The sequence below is a fragment of the Pseudoxanthomonas sp. PXM03 genome (assembly GCF_014852005.1).
Lineage (GTDB): Bacteria > Pseudomonadota > Gammaproteobacteria > Xanthomonadales > Xanthomonadaceae > Pseudoxanthomonas_A.
This window is the reverse complement of record NZ_JACVAU010000001.1, coordinates 170,150-185,958: the sequence shown is the minus strand read 5'-3', so window position 1 is coordinate 185,958 and position 15,809 is coordinate 170,150. Positions and strand designations below refer to the sequence as shown.

Here is a 15,809-nt window from a genome sequence, read left to right as displayed (position 1 = left end):
CCGATGCTGACCTACGTCATTCCCGTCCTCGCCATCGTGCTGCTCGGCGCCGCGCTGCGACGGATGCGCCGCGTGCCCGAGGGCCTGTTCCCAGCGATGGAGTGGTTCTCCTTCTACGTCGCCTTCCCCGCGCTGCTGTTCGTTGGCACGGCGCGGCTGGCGCTGTCCGCCACCGACGCGCTCGACCTGTCGCTGGCCGCGCTGCTGCCCACGCTGCTGCTGACCGGCCTCGTGCTGCTCGCGCTGCGGTTCGCCAAGCGCCTGCCCGATCCCAGCCGCTCCTCGGTGGTGCAGGGCGCGGTGCGGCCGAGCAGCTACTTCGGGCTGGCGGTCGCGGCATTGCTGTTCCCACCGGAGACCACCGCGATGGTGATGCTCGCGCTGGCGATCTGCCTGCCGGTGGTCAACGTCATTGCGGTCGTCGCGCTGGCCGCCTGGGGCCATGGCGATGCCAGCGCACGCGGCATCGCCCGGGCGCTGGCGCGCAATCCGATCATCCTGGCCACGCTGGCCGGCCTGCTGTTCAACCTCGGCGGCCTGCCGTTGCCGGTACCGCTGGCGGCGGCGCTCGACATCCTCGCCGACGCGGCACTGGCGCTCGGTCTGCTGTGCGTCGGCGGCGGCCTGCAGTTCAACCGCAACCACGTGCGTCCGCTGCTGCTCGGTGCAACCTCCGCCCTGAAGTTGCTCGCATTGCCGCTGCTCGCCGTGCTGATCTGCCGCTGGCTGGGAGCGAGCGACGCCGTGACCGTGGCGGCCTGCTTCTACGCGGCCCTGCCCACCGCGTCCAACGCGTACATCATGGCCCGGCAGATGGGCGGCGATGCGCCGCTGATGGCGTCGCTGGTGACGTGGCAGACATTGTTCGCCGCGGCCACCGTCCCGCTGGCGATGCAGCTGCCTGCCTGGCTGGCCTGAGCCTCACTCGACTGGCGGCCCTTCCGGCTCCAGCGATTTCACCAGCACCGCCGCCTGCGTACGGCTGTGGCATTCCAGCTTCTTCAGGATCGCGGTGACGTGCACCTTCACGGTGTTTTCCGCCAGGCCCAGCTCGTGCGCGATCTGCTTGTTGAGCAGGCCGTCGGCCAGGCACAGCAGTACGCGGAACTGCTGCGGGGTGATCTGCGCCAGCCGTGCGGCCAGCGCTGCATCCTGTTCCGAACGCTCCACCGTCAGCGGCGGGAACCAGGTGCCCCCATCCAGCACGGCGATCACCGCCTCGCCGATGGTCTCGGCCGGCGACGACTTGGGAATGAAACCGGCCGCGCCGAACTGCTGCGCGCGGCGGATCACGCGCGGGTGTTCGTTCGACGAGATCACCACCACGGGCACCTCGGGATGCTCACCGCGCACATGCAGCAACGCCGAGAAGCCGTGGGCACCGGGCATGCTCAGGTCCAGCAGCACCAGGTCGGTATCCGGCCGCGCGTCCAGCGCCTGGCCCAGGCTGGCGGCACTGGCTGCCTCGGACACCATCGCGCCGGGCAACGCCTCGCGCAGTGCATGGATCACCGCATTGCGGAACAGCGGGTGGTCGTCGGCAACGAGGATGGCAGGCGAACTCATGCCACCAGTGTGCCATCCGCGACCGCCGGCGCGGTTAGCACTTTGTGGCTAGGTGTCGTCCGACAACCGGTCCAGGCGAATGCGGTTGGCGAACAGCGAGAACGCCAGCATGCCCGCAAGGCCATTGGCGCGGCTGACCCAGCTCGGCAGCCAGCGCGGCGGCACCAGCACGCCGGCGTCGAACAGCGGCTCGAACGCGGTCACGTCCTCCAACGTCATCTTGCCGGCGAACAGGCGCCGGCACAGCCGCAGCCGGTCCTGCTGCAGCGAACGACGGAAGAAGGTGTGCACGCCGATCAGGCCACGCAGGTACACCGTGTCCTTGGTGAACGCTGCGCCGCCGGAGGTGGGCACGCCGCGGAACACGCGTTGCGCGGACGAGAAACTCTCCGCCGGGTTCTGCCCCGCGTCGGTGAAGTAGCGGAATACCTCGATGAAGTCCGCGCCGGCCAGCGCCATCGCCACCGCTTCGATACGCAGGCTGATGCGCTTCATCCGCTCGATGTCGATGCTGCCGGTGATCTGCTCGGCGAACGTGGCCAACCCTTCCTGCGTGGCGGTGACCCGCGGCGAGGCCAGCGCCAGGCTGGGCAGCACCGCCTGCTCGCGGCCGTTCAACGCGGTCAGCGAATGCACCAGCGCCTCGTGCTGCAGCAGCTGGCGGCGGTCGTAGTCGCTGAAGGCCGCACCGTGGCGCAGGCGGATGCGGGTGGCGCCCGCAGCGGCCTTGGCGATCAGGTTGCGGTCCAGTTCCACGGTGATGACGCGGCCATCGAAGAAGTCGTCCAGATCCGCCTGCAACTGCAGCTGCAATGCCGTTGCCGACACCGGGATCTGTTCCTCCGGCGCGAGCAGTTCGTGGTCCAGTTCGTTGGCGATGGCGATGAAGTGGCCGGCGGCGTCGCGCGTGGTCGGCCCGTCGCCGGGCAGGCATTCCTCGGGCGTGCCGAACAGCGCGACCGAATGCGTGGTCACCGCAGGCGTCCCCAGCGACTCCAGCAACTGCGCGGCGATGTCCCAGCTGCGAACCGACTCGCGCAGGTAGCATCCCAGCGGATGCGCGGCATCGGCCGCCACCGCGATCGCGGCCAGTTCGCGGCGCGCATCGCCGAAATCGAGCCGCGGGTAAGCGATCACCGGCAGCTGCGGCTGGCCGCGCGCCACGCCGTCGAGGAACGGCGCCTGCACGTCGGCCGGCCAGCTGGCCAGGCTCAGCAGCTTGATGCCGCGCACGGCCTTGACCAGGCGCGCGTCCAGCGCGGCGTGATGGGCGATGTCAGGCTGCATGTGGTCCTCCCGGCCGCCACTGTAGCCCAGCCTGCGCGACAGCCGGCACAACCACGGCCGCTCGACTATGCTCGGCATTCTTCCAACGGTGCGGGGGCAGCGTGCTGGAACTCGATGCGGTGCAGACGCTGGCCTTCGCGGGCCTGGCGCTTTTCCTCGGCTATGCGCTCTGCCGCGTGGTCCCGCTGTTCTCCCGCTACAACCTGCCCCCACCCGTGATCGGCGGCCTCGTGGTGGCGGTGGCGGTGCTGTTCGCGCGCAGCCGCGACGTCACCCTGTTCACGCTGGACACCAGCCTGCAGACGCCGTTGATGATCGCCTTCTTCACCACCATCGGCGTCAACGCCAGCGTGGCGCTGCTGAAGATCAGCGGCCGGCAGGTCGTGGTGTTCCTGCTGCTCGCCACCGCGTTCGCCATCGCGCAGAACCTGCTGGGCATGGCCGTGGCGATGGGCTTCGGCCTGCACCCGCTGTTCGGCGTGCTGGCCGGTTCCACCACGTTGACCGGCGGTCCGGCGACGGGGCTCGCGTTCGCGCCGCTGTTCGAACAGGCGGGCGTGGCCGGCGCGGAATCCATCGCGGTCGCGGCAGCGATGGCGGGCATCCTGTGCGGCGGCCTGATCGGTGGCCCGGTGGCCACCGTGCTGATCCGCCGCCACAAGCTGTACGGCGGCGTGCGCCTGGGCGCGCCGGACGAATCTGCGGCAGAGCCCGCGGGCGCGCGCGATACGCCCGACTTCGCCACGCGCGAGCACGCCGCCCTGAAGAGCATCGTGGTGATCCTGGTGGCGATGTGGCTGGGTGCCGGGGTCAGCAACGGCCTGGAGGCCATCGGCATGACCCTGCCGGCCACCGTCGGCGCGATGATGGTCGGCGCGATGATCCGCTACATCGACGACCGCACTCGCTGGATCGGCCTGCCGGTAGCGACCACCGACCTGGTCGGCAACGTCTGCCTCTCGCTGTTCCTGGCGGTGGCGCTGATGAACCTCAAGCTGTGGGAACTGGCGGGACTGGCCGCGCCACTGCTGGTCAACCTGGCGCTGCAGGTGGCGCTGGTGGCGTTGTTCTGCGGCGTGGTGTTCCGGGTGATGGGCCGTGACTACGACGCCGCCGTGATGGGCGGCGGCTTCATCGGCTTCATGCTCGGCACCACAGCGAATGCCATGGCGGTGATGCGCACGCTGGTGGAGCGCTACGGCATGGCGCCGCGCGCGTTCCTGGTGGCGCCGCTGGTGGGCGCGTTCTTCATCGACTTCAGCAATGCGTTGATCATCACGGGGTTCATCAACCTGTGGGATTGATCAACCATCATCCCCACTATCGCCGGACTTAGAGCTCAATGACATTTCCACGCAAGATTGTCATTCATTCGCTCAGCGGCTTTCGTCCGGAGTTGACAGGGATGGTCCGGGACTGGATTCGGGACGGCGTGCAGTACGTCGGCGTCGTTGGCCACGAGGCGGCGAGGATCGAGGACGCAATTGATGATCTATGCATGGGTGATGGCGCAGAGCCATACTTCATGCTCACCGCCGCGCATGACGACACAGAAACGTTGGAAGACGCTGTTTTTCTCGCTGAGCAGATCTCAACCATTCCGGGCTCGGTGGCCGTCGTTGAGCTCTAACGATTCATCAAATCAATAACGGTAACGGTGGCCGCTAACGCTTCCCGTACTTGTCCGTCAGCCGCTTGTTCAATGCCTTGTTCTGCACTTTGGCATTTGCCTTGTCGGCCAGGCGACTGGCGAGCTTGTCGGCGGCGGCGGCGACTTCGTCGCGCAGCTTGAGGTAGTTGAGGAAGCGGCCTTCGTCCAGTTCTTCGCGCTCGATTGCCGCACGCACCGCGCAGCCGGGCTCGCGGTCGTGCGAGCAGTCGCGGAACTTGCACTGCGCCGCCAGCGCCTCGATGTCGGCGAAACCGCCGTCGGCCAGGTCTTCCTCACCGGTGGGCTTCAGTTCGCGCATGCCGGGCGTATCGATCAGGCACGCACCCGCCGGCAGCGGGATGAGGGCGCGGAAGGTGGTGGTGTGGCGCCCGCGCGAATCGTTTTCGCGTACTTCGCCGGTCTTCATCCGCTCGTCGCCGAGCAGCGTGTTGGTCAGCGTGGACTTGCCCGCGCCCGAGGAGCCGACAAGCACCACGGTGTGGCCGGGCTCCAGCCACGGCACCAGCTGCGCCACGCTCTCGGGGTCCTTCGCGTTGACGGTGAACACGGGGACGCCCTGCGCGGTCAGATCGGCCAGCACCTCGACCGCGTCGTCGGCGTACTCGGTGCGGTCGGCCTTGGTCAGCACCACCACCGGTTGCGCACCGCCGCCGCCGACCAGCAGCAGGTAGCGTTCGATGCGGCGCGGATTGAAGTCCGCATCCAGGCCGCAGACGATGAACACGGTGTCGATGTTCGCCGCGATCACCTGCTGGTGGTAATGCTCGCCGGCCGCGCCGCGCTTGATGCCCGTGTGGCGCGGCAGCAGGGCGACGATGCGCGGGCGCTTGCCCGCCGCATCCTCCAGCAGCACCCAGTCGCCGACGGCGGGCCGTTCATGCGCCGGAAAACGGGGGCGCTGCCACTCCGGCAGCGACTCGGCCTTGACGCCCATGCCGGGCGCATCGGCGACCACGTACCCGGAACGGTGCTGCTCGATCACCCGCGCCGGGGTGGCCTGGGGATGCGCGTCCATCGCGGCCCGCCACGCATCGTCCTCCGGGGCACCCGCATACGGCCATCCGATCGACCGCAGAAGGGTGACGTCGGACACATTCGGAGCGGGGGTTTCGGGCATGGGGCGGATTCTAGACGGGCACTGGAGCGGGAGGGCCGGAGAGGCTAAATATCCGTTAAGCTTGGCCTTTCTTCCCTTCTTTCACCAGCCCTGCGGTCCCGCCATGTCCACTCCGCCCGTCAAACCGCTCGCCACGCGCGAACGCCTGTCCGAAGTCCGCTACGAGATCCGGGGCGAACTGGCACGGCGAGCCCGGGAGCTGGAGGCGCAGGGGCAGAAGCTGATCAAGCTCAACATCGGCAACCCGGGCGCGTTCGGTTTCCGTGCGCCGGAGCATCTGCAGCGCGCGATTGCCGACGACATGGGCCGCACCGATCCGTACACGCACCAGCAGGGCCTGCCCTCGGCGCGCGAGGCCATCGCCTCGGCATACGCCAAGCGCGGCACGCCGGATGCGCACCCGGACCGCGTGTTCGTGGGCAACGGCGTGTCGGAACTGATCGACCTGTCGCTGCGCGCGCTGCTCAATCCGGGCGACGAAGTGCTGGTGCCGTCGCCCGACTATCCGCTGTGGTCGGCCGCCACCATCCTCAATGACGGACGCCCGGTGTACTACCGCTGCGATCCGGAGAACGACTTCCAGCCCGATCCGAACGAGATTGAGCAGCTGGTCAGCTCGCGCACCCGCGCCATCGTGCTGATCAATCCGAACAACCCCACCGGCGCGACGTACTCGCGCGAGCTGCTGGAGCGCATCGTCGCCATCGCGGCCAAGCATCGCCTGCTGCTGATGGTCGATGAGATCTACGACCAGGTGCTGTACGACGGCGCGACCTTCGTGCCGGTGGCGCCACTCGCGGGCGACGTGCCATGCATCACCTTCAGCGGCCTGAGCAAGGTGCACCGCGCCTGCGGCTGGCGCGTGGGTTGGGGCGTGGTCTCCGGCCACGGCGACGTGGTGCGCGACTTCCTGCATGCGATGGACCTGCTCAGTGCGTTGCGCCTGTGCGCGAACGTGCCGGGCCAGTACGCCATCGACGCCGCGGTGAACGGACCCGACACCATCAGCGCGCTGTGCGCCCCCGGCGGCCGCCTGTACGAAACCCGCCGCGCCGTGATCGAAGCCTGCGAAGCCTGCGCGCACCTGGAGCTGGTGAACCCGGCCGGCGCGCTGTATGCGTTCCCGGCGGTGGTCGGCGATGCCGCCAAGGGCTTCGACGACCACGGCTTCGCGCTGGAACTGATGGAAACCGAAGGCGTGCTGGTCGTGCCGGGCTCCAGCTTCAACGTGCCGTACCGCCACCACTTCCGCGTCACCCTGCTGCCGGAAGCGGCGACGATGCGCGAAGTCTTCGCCCGCATCGACCGCGCACTGTCGCGCCGCGCCGAAGCCGCCACCAAGGTGGTCCCGATCAAGGGCAAGTCGCGGCCAGCGGCGGCGTAAGCGCGTTGCCCCTGTAGGAGCGACGTGAGTCGCGACCGCACGCCACGGTCGGGCATTGGTCCCTGTTCGAGCGCGGGCACCGCAACTCCGCTGGCGAAGTCTCGGGTGCTCGACCTCTACCCGGCCGCCCGGATTCACGGTCGCGACTCACGTCGCTCCTACAGGGGATCCGAAGAGCGCATCATTCACCCATGACGACGATCTCCGCCCCGCACACCACCGCCCTCACCACCGAGCTGCGCTATCTCGCGCTCGGCGACTCCTACACCATCGGCGAAGCGGTGAACGAAGCGGGCCGCTGGCCAATGCAGCTGGCGCGCCTGTTGCGGATGGAAGGTGTGCTGGTCGGCGACCCGCGCATCATCGCCACCACCGGCTGGACGACCGACGAACTCGACGCCGCGATCACCGCCGCCGAACCGCTGGGCGAGCATGACTTCGTCACCCTGCTGATCGGCGTCAACAACCAGTACCGCGGCCGCGACGTGGAGGAGTACCGCACGCAGTTCGCCGCACTGCTGTGGCGCGCCATCGGCTTCGCCCGCAACCGGCCGGATCGCGTACTCGTGCTGTCGATTCCCGACTGGGGCGTCACCCCGTTCGCCGCGCAGTCCGGCCGCGATGCCAGGCAGATCGCGCGGGAACTGGACGCCTACAACGCCGCCGCGCGTGAGGTCTGCGCGCAGCGCGGCGTGGCCTTCGTCGACATCACCGCCGTGAGTCGCGCGCGTGGCGCCGAACCAGCGATGCTCGCCGGCGATGGCCTGCACCCTTCCGCCGCGATGTACACCGAATGGACGCGGCTGGCGTTCCCCGTCGCGCATCACCTGCTGGCATAAGCCCCTCTCCCTTCGGGAGAGGGGTTGGGGTGAGGGTCGGAGCATCCGGCAGCTTCCTGCATCGCCGACCCTCACCCGGCGCTGCGCGCCACCTTCTCCCGGAGGGAGAAGGATTCACGCGGTTTCGATCAGAGCCCCTCTCCCCTCGGGAGAGGGGTTGGGGTGCAGGTCGGAGCATCGGGCAGTTTCCTGCATCGCCAACCCCATCCGGCGCCACGCGCCACCTTCTCCCGGAGCGAGAAGGATTCAAGCGGTCTCGATCAGAGCCCCTCTCCCCTCGGGAGAGGGGTTGGGGTGAGGGTCGGATCATCGAGCCGTTTCCTGCATCGCCGACCCTTATCCGGCGCTGCGCGCCACCTTCTTCCGGAGCGAGAAGGATTCAAGCGGTCTCGATCAGAGCCCCTCTCCCATCGGGAGAGGGGTTGGGGTGAGGGTCGGAGCATCGGGCCGTTTCCTGCATCGCCGACCCTTATCCGGCGCTGCGCGCCACCTTCTCCCGAAGGGAGAAGGATTCAAGCGGTGATGCCCAACCCATCATGTGCGGCCGCTGCTTCCGGCAGCACCGTGCGGTAGCCCTGCGCGTCCAGCCACGCCAACAACTGCGCCAGGATCGCCACGTTGTGTCCATGCGCCGCGCCTTCATGCAACAGCACGATGGCGCCCGGCGCGATGTCGCGGGTGATGCGCGCCAGCACCTGCTCCGGCTTGCAATCGACGCCATCGAAGCCGCGCGCATTCCACGCCACGCGCGCCAGTCCGTGACGCTTCAGCGACAGGCCGACGAAGGGATTGGTCATGCCCACCACGCTGCGGAACCAGCGCGGCGTCTGCCCGGTGATGGCCGTAAGCAGCGACTGGCTGCGGCTGATCTCGTCCTCCAGCGCGCCCGGGCCCAGCCGCCAGAAGCGCGTGTCCGGATGGCTGGCGCTGTGGTTGCCGATGCCGTGCCCCCGGTCGCGGATCGCCTGCACCCGATGCGGCTGCGCCAGCGCGCGCTCGCCGACCAGGAAGAACGTGGCCTTCGCGCCATGCCGGTCCAGCAGGTCCAGCATGGCGGGAGTGTCCCCGGACGGGCCATCGTCGATGGTCAGCCACACCACGCGCTCGTCGGTGGGCAGGCACGACAGGGCCGGGCAGAACAGGGTGGCGCGCGGGTACAGCGTGGCCCACACCACCAGCAGGTGCGTCGCCAGCATCGCCGGCACGCCGATGCGCCACCCGTAGGTCCACCACAGCCACGCCACACCCACTTGCGACAGCGCCAGCAGGCCCAATATCAGACCGGGACGGCGTGGCGGACGATGCAGTGTTCCCGGCGTGGTCATGCCCCATGATGCCACGGGGCGTAAAATCCGATTCCCCACGCCCTTCACGCATTCCGGTACCTGCCATGTCCCTTGATCCCGCCCTGCGCTCGCGCATCGAATCCCTCCTGCAATCCAACCGCGTGGTGCTCTTCATGAAGGGCCAGCCGACCATGCCGCAGTGCGGTTTCTCGGCCAAGGCGGTGGGCGCGCTGTCCGCGCTGGGCGTGGACTACGCCCACGTCAACGTGCTGGCCGACCAGGACATCCGCGAGGGCATCAAGGTCTACGGCGACTGGCCGACCATCCCGCAGCTGTACATCGACGGTGAACTGGTCGGCGGCAGCGACATCATCGAACAGATGACCAACTCCGGCGAACTGGCCACGCTGCTGGGCCTGGAAGCCCCCGACCGCACCCCGCCGGCGATCACCATCACCGCCTCGGCCGCCGAGATGCTGCAGAACGCCGTGGCCGACGCCGGCCCGGGCGCTGCGCTGGCGCTGTCGATCAACGCGCAGTTCCAGCCCAACTTCCAGCTGGCGCAGTTCGACGCCAACGCCATCGCCAGCGAATCCAACGGCGTGCGCGTGCAGTTCGACCTGGCCAGCGCGCGCCGCGCCGACGGCATCACCATCGACTGGGTCGACGACATCCGCGGCAAGGGCCTGGCCATCGACAACCCCAATGCACCCAAGCCTGTGCAGGCGCTGTCGCCTATGGACGCCGATGCGAAGGTCCGCGCCAGCGAAGTACTGCTGGTCGACGTGCGCCCGGCCGACGAGCGCGCCATCGCCTCGGTGAAACTGCCCTTCAAGACCTTCGACGGCAACGGCCGCGCCGACCTGGAAGCGCTGCCGAAGGACACGGCGCTCGCCTTCCTGTGCCGCAGTGGCGGTCGCAGCCAGCAGGCGGCGGAAGAGTTCCTCGCACTCGGCTTCACGAACGTCCACAACATCACCGGCGGCATCAACGCCTGGGCCGACGATGTGGACGGCACGATCAGCAAGTACTGAGCCGCGTCTTCGCAGGCACAGAAAAGGCGGGCTTCGGCCCGCCTTTTTCGTGGCAAATGTAGGGGAGCGACCCTGTTGGGTGGGCCCCGGCCCACCACCACGGAAGGTCAAAACCTTGGCAGGGTCATGCTGTCACGCTGCGTCGCGACGGTGGGCCGGGGCCCACCCTACGTCACCCGGCGAACCCGCCCGCCGCCAGGTAGTCACGCTCTTCCTGCGTCGATGTGCGCCCCATCGCCTCGTTGCGGTGCGGGAAGCGGCCGAAACGGGCGATCAGGTCGTAGTGCAGCTGGGCGTACTTGAGGTAGTTCTCGTCACCGATGGCGCGGAACAGGTCCAGCGAGTGCTGCTGGTCCTCCAGCGCTTCGGAATGCTCGTACGGCATGTAGAAGAAGATCTTCAGCGCCGGATCGACCTGCGCGTCAAAGCCCGCCTCGATGGCACGCGCGGCGTAGTGTCGCGCCAGCCCGTCGGTGGCGTAGGAATGCGCGCTCTGCCGGAAGCAGTTGCGCGGGAACTGGTCCAACAGCAGCACCAACGCCAGCGCACCCCCGGCATCGCCCATCCATCCTTCCAGCTCCCGCCGCGCCGCACGGAAGTGCAGCCCGCGGAACCGCTGGTCGAACTCGGCATCGAATGCATCGTCGTTGGCGAACCACTTCTCGTAACCGGCGTTGCGCCAGAAGGTGATGACGTCATTGGATTCGTTCATGCGCTGGCTCGTGTTCGGATCACGGCGATCGGGAAAGCGGACTCGGTCCGGAAGGAGTATCGCGCATCAGCCCGCGATGACATGCCCGATCCGCCAAAGCACGCCGGTGGGATCGATGAGGGTGAAGTCCCGGATGCCCCACGGCCGATCGTCCGGCAGGCTGAGGCGCACGAAGAATTTCTCGACGACACCCGACGCCTCGACGTTCCTGTGCCAGTCGTCCGCATTCGCGACCAGCAGGTGCATCACGAAATTCTCCGCATGCTCGCGTAGGTAGAACTGCGACAGCAGGAAGGCCGTGCTGCCATGGCGGAGATAGGCCAGTTCGTCCGACTCCCTGATCGCCTCGAAGCCCAGCGCTTCGTAGAAGGCGATCGACTCCGCGAGATCCTTCGCGGGGACGAAGGCTTTCATTTCGATCGTGTCGAGGTTCATCCGGCCTGCCCTGCTGTCTGGTTCACGGATAATGCACGACGTTCGACCGGATCAATGGGCCTTCGGAATCCCGGCGAGAATGGCCGCGATCTCCGACCATTCCGGATCGTGCTCGGCGGAGATATCCATGAAGTCGTTCTCCGGCACCAGCGCTTCCATCGCAGCGACATCCGAGGCGTACAGAATCCAGCGCCGTTCTCCCAGCCCGGTGCTTCGCGCTGCATTGAGGAACACGCGCCGGTCCGGATCCCATTCACGGATGTCGTCCTCCAGTCCGTTTAGCGCCTCCAGATCGTCGGCGTAGAGGGGCAAGCCCTTCTCATCCTCTTCGTAGGCGACCACGATCGTGATGCGATGCGGGAACGCGGCCCGCACGTCGGCCGGTGGAAGCGCGGGCATGACGCCCACGAAATGGGGGCGGCTCTTCGTCAGCGAGCGGAGCAGAAGCCACTGCTGATTGTCGCCGCTCCCGGCTTCGGATTGCGTAGAGGCGTTCACCTGTCTTTGCTCCTTGCCCGGTTCCCGGTGCTTGGTTGGGGTCGCCAACGACGCGGGCTCACTCATCGTTGCGGACCCGTCGACAGGGGTGCGGGATTCCATGCCGGTGGTGCTGCCCGCTTTCACGGGAAGCACCCCGCACAGAAGCAATCCCGCCATGACGGCATGCCTGCAAAGGAACATCACGCTGACATCGTCATTCTTCACCACCCTGTTCCTCATTCGCCGATGCGACCTCGTGTCATTGGCGGTGTTCGACGCTGCTACTCATCAAACCGCAAATGCCGCACCGACTTCCCGTTCCGCCGGATCAGCTTCAGCGCCTCGATCCCCACGGTGATGTGGTTCTCCACGAATGACGAGCTGACCTTGGCGTCGCTGGCTTCGGTCTTCACGCCTTCGGGGATCATCGGCTGGTCGCTGACCAGCAGCAGGGCGCCAACGGGGATGCGGTTGGCGAAGCCGGCGGCGAAGACGGTGGCGGTTTCCATGTCGATGGCCATGCAGCGCATCGCGCGCAGGCGTTCCTTGAACGCGACGTCGTGTTCCCAGACGCGGCGGTTAGTGGTGTAGACCGTACCGGTCCAGTAGTCGTGGCCGAGGTCGCGGATCATCGTGGAGACCGCGCGCTGCAGCGCGAACGCCGGCAGCGCGGGCACCTCCGGCAACAGGTAATCGTTGCTGGTGCCTTCGCCGCGGATCGCCGCGATGGGCAGCACCAGGTCGCCCAACTGGTTCTTGCGCTTCAGCCCGCCGCACTTGCCGAGGAACAGCACCGCCTTGGGCATGATGGCCGACAGCAGGTCCATCATGGTGGCGGCGTTGGGGCTGCCCATGCCGAAGTTGATCATGGTGATGCCATCGGCGGTGGCGCTGGCCATCGGCCGGTCCAGGCCCACGATGGGCGCGCCGGTGAGCTGCGAGAACACGTTGAGGTAGCCGCCGAAATTGGTCAGCAGCACGTGCTCGCCGAACTGGTCCAGCGGCACGCCGGTGTAGCGCGGCAGCCAGTTGTCGACGATTTCGCTCTTGTCTTTCATGGGGCTCCTCTTCTTTTTGTTGTTTGCGACGATTCTGGCACGACTGCGACGCGCGCACTTGGCAGAGTGCGCCCGGGCCGGTTAGGTTTCGCTTCTCTTCCAGGGGATACACCATGCGAATGACCTTGTTGGCCGGGCTGGTCCTGGCTGCGTCGGGGAGTGGCGCCCATGCCGCCACGCCCGCCTCCCGTTTCACCCAGGACCCGTACCCCAGCACCTACCGGGCGCTCGGTTCCGGGCCCGTGCTGCTGGCCAACGCCACCGTGCTGACCGGCACCGGCGAGCGCCTGGACGGTGCGGACGTGCTGCTCGCCGACGGCAAGGTGGCGGCGGTCGGCCGCGGCCTGTCGGCACCGGAAGGCGCCACGCGCGTCGACGCGACGGGCAAGTGGGTCACACCCGGCCTGATCGACGTGCATTCGCACCTGGGCGTGTATCCCAGCCCGGGCGTGAAGGCGCACAGCGACGGCAACGAAATGACGGCGCCAGTGACGGCGAACGTGTGGGCCGAGCATTCGATCTGGGCGCAGGACCCGGGCTTCCACACCGCGCTCGCCGGCGGCGTGACGTCGATGCAGATCCTGCCCGGCTCGGCCAACCTGGTCGGCGGCCGCGGCGTGACGCTGAAGAACGTGCCGTCCACCAGCTACCAGGGCATGAAGTTCCCGGGTGCGCCGTGGGGCCTGAAGATGGCCTGCGGGGAGAACCCCAAGCGCGTGTACGGCGGCAAGGCCGGCCCGGCCACGCGCATGGGCAACGTGGCCGGCTACCGCGCGGCCTTCATCGATGCCAGCGAATACCTGAAGAAGAACGCACCCAAGCCGCAGCAGCCGAAGCGGAAGCGCTGGTGGGAACGCGCCAGTGGCGGCGAAGGCACCGACAGCGGTGGCGATGCCGGCGGCAAGCGCGACCTGAAGCTGGACACGCTGGCGGGTGCGATCAACGGCGAGATCCTGGTGCACATCCACTGCTACCGCGCCGATGAAATGACCACGATGCTCGACCTGGCGAAGGAGTTCGGCTTCAAGGTGGCCGCGTTCCACCATGGCGTGGAGGCCTACAAGCTGGCCGACCGCCTGGCGCAGGAGAACGTCTGCGGCGCGCTGTGGGCCGACTGGTGGGGCTTCAAGATGGAGGCCTTCGATGGCATCCAGGAAAACATCGCGCTGGTGGACCGGCCCGCCAACAGCTGCGCCATCGTGCATTCGGATTCGGACGAAGGCATCCAGCGCCTCAACCAGGAAGCCGCCAAGGTGATGGCGAACGCACGCCGCGCCGGCATGGGCGACATCGCGCCGGAGCGCGCGATCCGCTGGGTGACCAGCAACGCAGCGAAGTCGCTGGGCATCGCCGAGCGCACCGGCACGCTGGAGGCCGGCAAGATGGCCGACGTGGTGCTGTGGAACCAGAACCCCTTCAGCGTGTACGCCAAGGCCGAGCAGGTCTACATCGACGGCGCGCGCATCTACGACCGCAACGACCGCAGCAGGCAACCGGTGTCGGACTTCATGCTGGGCCAGGAGGTGATGCCGTGAAGCGCGTCCGTCGTACGTCCCTGCCGTCATCCCAGCGCACGCTGGGATCCATTTGGCTCCTGCCACTTGGACCGAAAGCAGAAGCAGCAGCAAGAACCAAAGCAAAATGGATCCCAGCATTCGCTGGGATGACGGCGAGGGCGGCGGTGCTGACGGCTGCACTGGCGTCTACATCCTTCGCCGCCTTCGCCCAGGACGTCCTGATTCGCAACGCCACCGTGCACACCGCCGGGGCACAGGGCACCCTGAAGAATGCAGATGTACTGGTGCGCAACGGCGTGGTGCAGTCGGTCGGCAATGGCATCGCGGCGCCCGCCGGTGCGACGGTGGTGGATGCCAACGGCCGTCCGCTGACGCCGGCGTTCTTCGGTGGCATCACCGAGATCGGCGTGGAAGAAGTGTCGGGCGAAGCGTCCACGGTCGATGCGGCCGTGACGTTGACCGATCAGCCCATGCGGCCGGAGTTCGACGTGACGCTGGCGTACAACCCGGCATCGGTGGTGATCCCGGTGACGCGCGTGGAGGGCATCGGCTTTACCCTGCTGGCGGCGTCGACGGGCGGTTCCTTCATCGCCGGACAGGGGGGCGTGGTGCGGCTGGACGGCAGCGCCGACCCGGTCGGCCCGCGTGCGCTGTTCGTACGGTTGGGCGCTGGCGCGTCCGACCTGAGCGGCAAGTCGCGCGCGGCGCAATGGATGCTGTTGGACCAGATGGTGGCCGAGGCGCGCGGTCGCGTGCCGGTGGATTCGCCGCATGCGTTGTTGACGCCAGCCGGCCGCGCCACGCTGGCGCGCTATCTCGCCGGCAACGGCCGCATCGTCGTGCAGGTGAACCGTGCGGCGGACATCCGCCAGCTGTTGCGCTGGGCGCAGCGCGAGAACGTGCGCATCGCCATCGCCGGGGGTGCGGAGGCGTGGAAGCTGGCGCCCCAACTCGCGCAGGCGAAGGTGCCGGTGTTCGTGGATGCACTCGCGGACCTGCCGGCCGACTTCGACCAGATCGGCGCCACGCTGGAGAATGCGGCGCGGCTGGATGCAGCGGGCGTGGGCGTCAGTTTCTCCCAGGCCGGCGATGCCTCGCACAACGCGCGCAAGATCCGCCAGCTGGCGGGCAACGCGGTGGCCAACGGATTGCCTTGGGAAGACGGCCTGGCCGGGCTGACCCGGGTGCCGGCGGAGGCATTCGGCGTGGGCGACCGGGTGGGTACGATCGCACCGGGCAAGCTGGCCGACCTGGTGCTGTGGAGCGGCGATCCGCTCGACGTGGTCAACACCGCCGAGCAGGTGTGGCTGGGTGGGCGCGCGATCCCGATGCGCTCGCGCCAGACCGAGCTGCGCGACCGTTACCTGCAGCAGGCCGGCCCGCTGCCGCGGGCGTATTCGAAGTAAGCGACGCCGCGCGGCG

16 protein-coding genes are annotated in these 15,809 nt (G+C 68.1%); 8 read left to right on the top strand and 8 right to left on the bottom strand.

Annotation, left to right across the window (positions count from 1 at the left end; all coding sequences use genetic code 11):
- Positions 1-3 precede the first annotated feature (3 nt).
- Positions 4-918 (top strand): AEC family transporter, encoded by a 915-nt coding sequence (locus IB223_RS00885; protein ID WP_192199822.1) that lies wholly within the window; start codon positions 4-6, stop codon positions 916-918.
- A gap of 3 nt (positions 919-921) precedes the next feature.
- Here IB223_RS00885 and IB223_RS00880 read toward each other — a convergent pair whose 3' ends face one another.
- On the bottom strand, positions 922-1,566 hold the full coding sequence (locus IB223_RS00880) for a response regulator transcription factor (RefSeq protein WP_192199821.1): 645 nt from the start codon (positions 1,564-1,566) through the stop codon (positions 922-924).
- Positions 1,567-1,614: 48 nt separating this feature from the next.
- Entirely contained in the window at positions 1,615-2,853 is a 1,239-nt protein-coding gene (locus IB223_RS00875) for a flavohemoglobin expression-modulating QEGLA motif protein (protein WP_192199820.1), read from the bottom strand.
- A 101-nt stretch (positions 2,854-2,954) separates the two neighbouring features.
- On the opposite strand from IB223_RS00875, the gene gltS reads away from it, so the two are divergent.
- Positions 2,955-4,157 carry a sodium/glutamate symporter gene (gene gltS / locus IB223_RS00870; protein WP_192199819.1) on the top strand — a complete coding sequence of 401 codons (1,203 nt, stop codon included), beginning with the start codon at positions 2,955-2,957 and terminating at the stop codon, positions 4,155-4,157.
- A gap of 38 nt (positions 4,158-4,195) precedes the next feature.
- Positions 4,196-4,483 (top strand): hypothetical protein, encoded by a 288-nt coding sequence (locus tag IB223_RS00865; RefSeq protein ID WP_192199818.1) that lies wholly within the window; start codon positions 4,196-4,198, stop codon positions 4,481-4,483.
- Positions 4,484-4,517: 34 nt separating this feature from the next.
- On the opposite strand, the gene rsgA is transcribed toward IB223_RS00865, so the two are convergent.
- Complete coding sequence (gene rsgA / locus IB223_RS00860; protein ID WP_192199817.1) at positions 4,518-5,642, bottom strand: ribosome small subunit-dependent GTPase A; 1,125 nt, start codon at positions 5,640-5,642, stop codon at positions 4,518-4,520.
- A gap of 103 nt (positions 5,643-5,745) precedes the next feature.
- Here rsgA and IB223_RS00855 point away from each other — a divergent pair, with 103 nt between their 5' ends.
- Both IB223_RS00855 and IB223_RS00850 read left to right on the top strand, forming a co-directional pair.
- Positions 5,746-7,026, top strand: a complete 1,281-nt coding sequence (locus IB223_RS00855) for a pyridoxal phosphate-dependent aminotransferase (protein ID WP_192199816.1) — start codon at positions 5,746-5,748, stop codon at positions 7,024-7,026.
- Positions 7,027-7,217: 191 nt separating this feature from the next.
- Positions 7,218-7,865 carry an SGNH/GDSL hydrolase family protein gene (locus tag IB223_RS00850; protein ID WP_192199815.1) on the top strand — a complete coding sequence of 216 codons (648 nt, stop codon included), beginning with the start codon at positions 7,218-7,220 and terminating at the stop codon, positions 7,863-7,865.
- 512 nt (positions 7,866-8,377) lie between these two features.
- On the opposite strand, the gene IB223_RS00845 is transcribed toward IB223_RS00850, so the two are convergent.
- Positions 8,378-9,190: a polysaccharide deacetylase family protein gene (locus tag IB223_RS00845; protein WP_192199814.1), complete on the bottom strand. Its 813-nt coding sequence runs from the start codon at positions 9,188-9,190 to the stop codon at positions 8,378-8,380.
- 65 nt (positions 9,191-9,255) lie between these two features.
- Here IB223_RS00845 and grxD point away from each other — a divergent pair, with 65 nt between their 5' ends.
- Positions 9,256-10,185, top strand: coding sequence for a Grx4 family monothiol glutaredoxin (grxD, locus tag IB223_RS00840; protein WP_192199813.1), 930 nt, complete (start codon positions 9,256-9,258; stop codon positions 10,183-10,185).
- A gap of 172 nt (positions 10,186-10,357) precedes the next feature.
- Here the strand turns inward: grxD and IB223_RS00835 are convergent, their stop codons facing one another.
- From IB223_RS00835 to IB223_RS00820, 4 genes are all read right to left on the bottom strand, one after another.
- On the bottom strand, positions 10,358-10,897 hold the full coding sequence (locus tag IB223_RS00835; protein ID WP_192199812.1) for a DUF924 family protein: 540 nt from the start codon (positions 10,895-10,897) through the stop codon (positions 10,358-10,360).
- Positions 10,898-10,963: 66 nt separating this feature from the next.
- Positions 10,964-11,332 carry a VOC family protein gene (locus tag IB223_RS00830; RefSeq protein WP_192199811.1) on the bottom strand — a complete coding sequence of 123 codons (369 nt, stop codon included), beginning with the start codon at positions 11,330-11,332 and terminating at the stop codon, positions 10,964-10,966.
- 51 nt (positions 11,333-11,383) lie between these two features.
- The gene (locus IB223_RS00825) at positions 11,384-12,037 is read right to left on the bottom strand and encodes a DUF695 domain-containing protein (RefSeq protein ID WP_192199810.1); all 654 of its coding nucleotides are present in this window, start codon (positions 12,035-12,037) and stop codon (positions 11,384-11,386) included.
- 56 nt (positions 12,038-12,093) lie between these two features.
- Positions 12,094-12,870, bottom strand: a complete 777-nt coding sequence (locus IB223_RS00820; RefSeq protein ID WP_055937943.1) for an AMP nucleosidase — start codon at positions 12,868-12,870, stop codon at positions 12,094-12,096.
- Positions 12,871-12,983: 113 nt separating this feature from the next.
- Here IB223_RS00820 and IB223_RS00815 point away from each other — a divergent pair, with 113 nt between their 5' ends.
- Together IB223_RS00815 and IB223_RS00810 are read left to right on the top strand one after the other, a co-directional pair.
- On the top strand, positions 12,984-14,405 hold the full coding sequence (locus tag IB223_RS00815; RefSeq protein WP_192199809.1) for an amidohydrolase: 1,422 nt from the start codon (positions 12,984-12,986) through the stop codon (positions 14,403-14,405).
- Between the two features lie 128 nt (positions 14,406-14,533).
- Positions 14,534-15,793 (top strand): amidohydrolase family protein, encoded by a 1,260-nt coding sequence (locus IB223_RS00810; RefSeq protein WP_192199808.1) that lies wholly within the window; start codon positions 14,534-14,536, stop codon positions 15,791-15,793.
- The last annotated feature ends 16 nt before the right edge of the window (positions 15,794-15,809 follow it).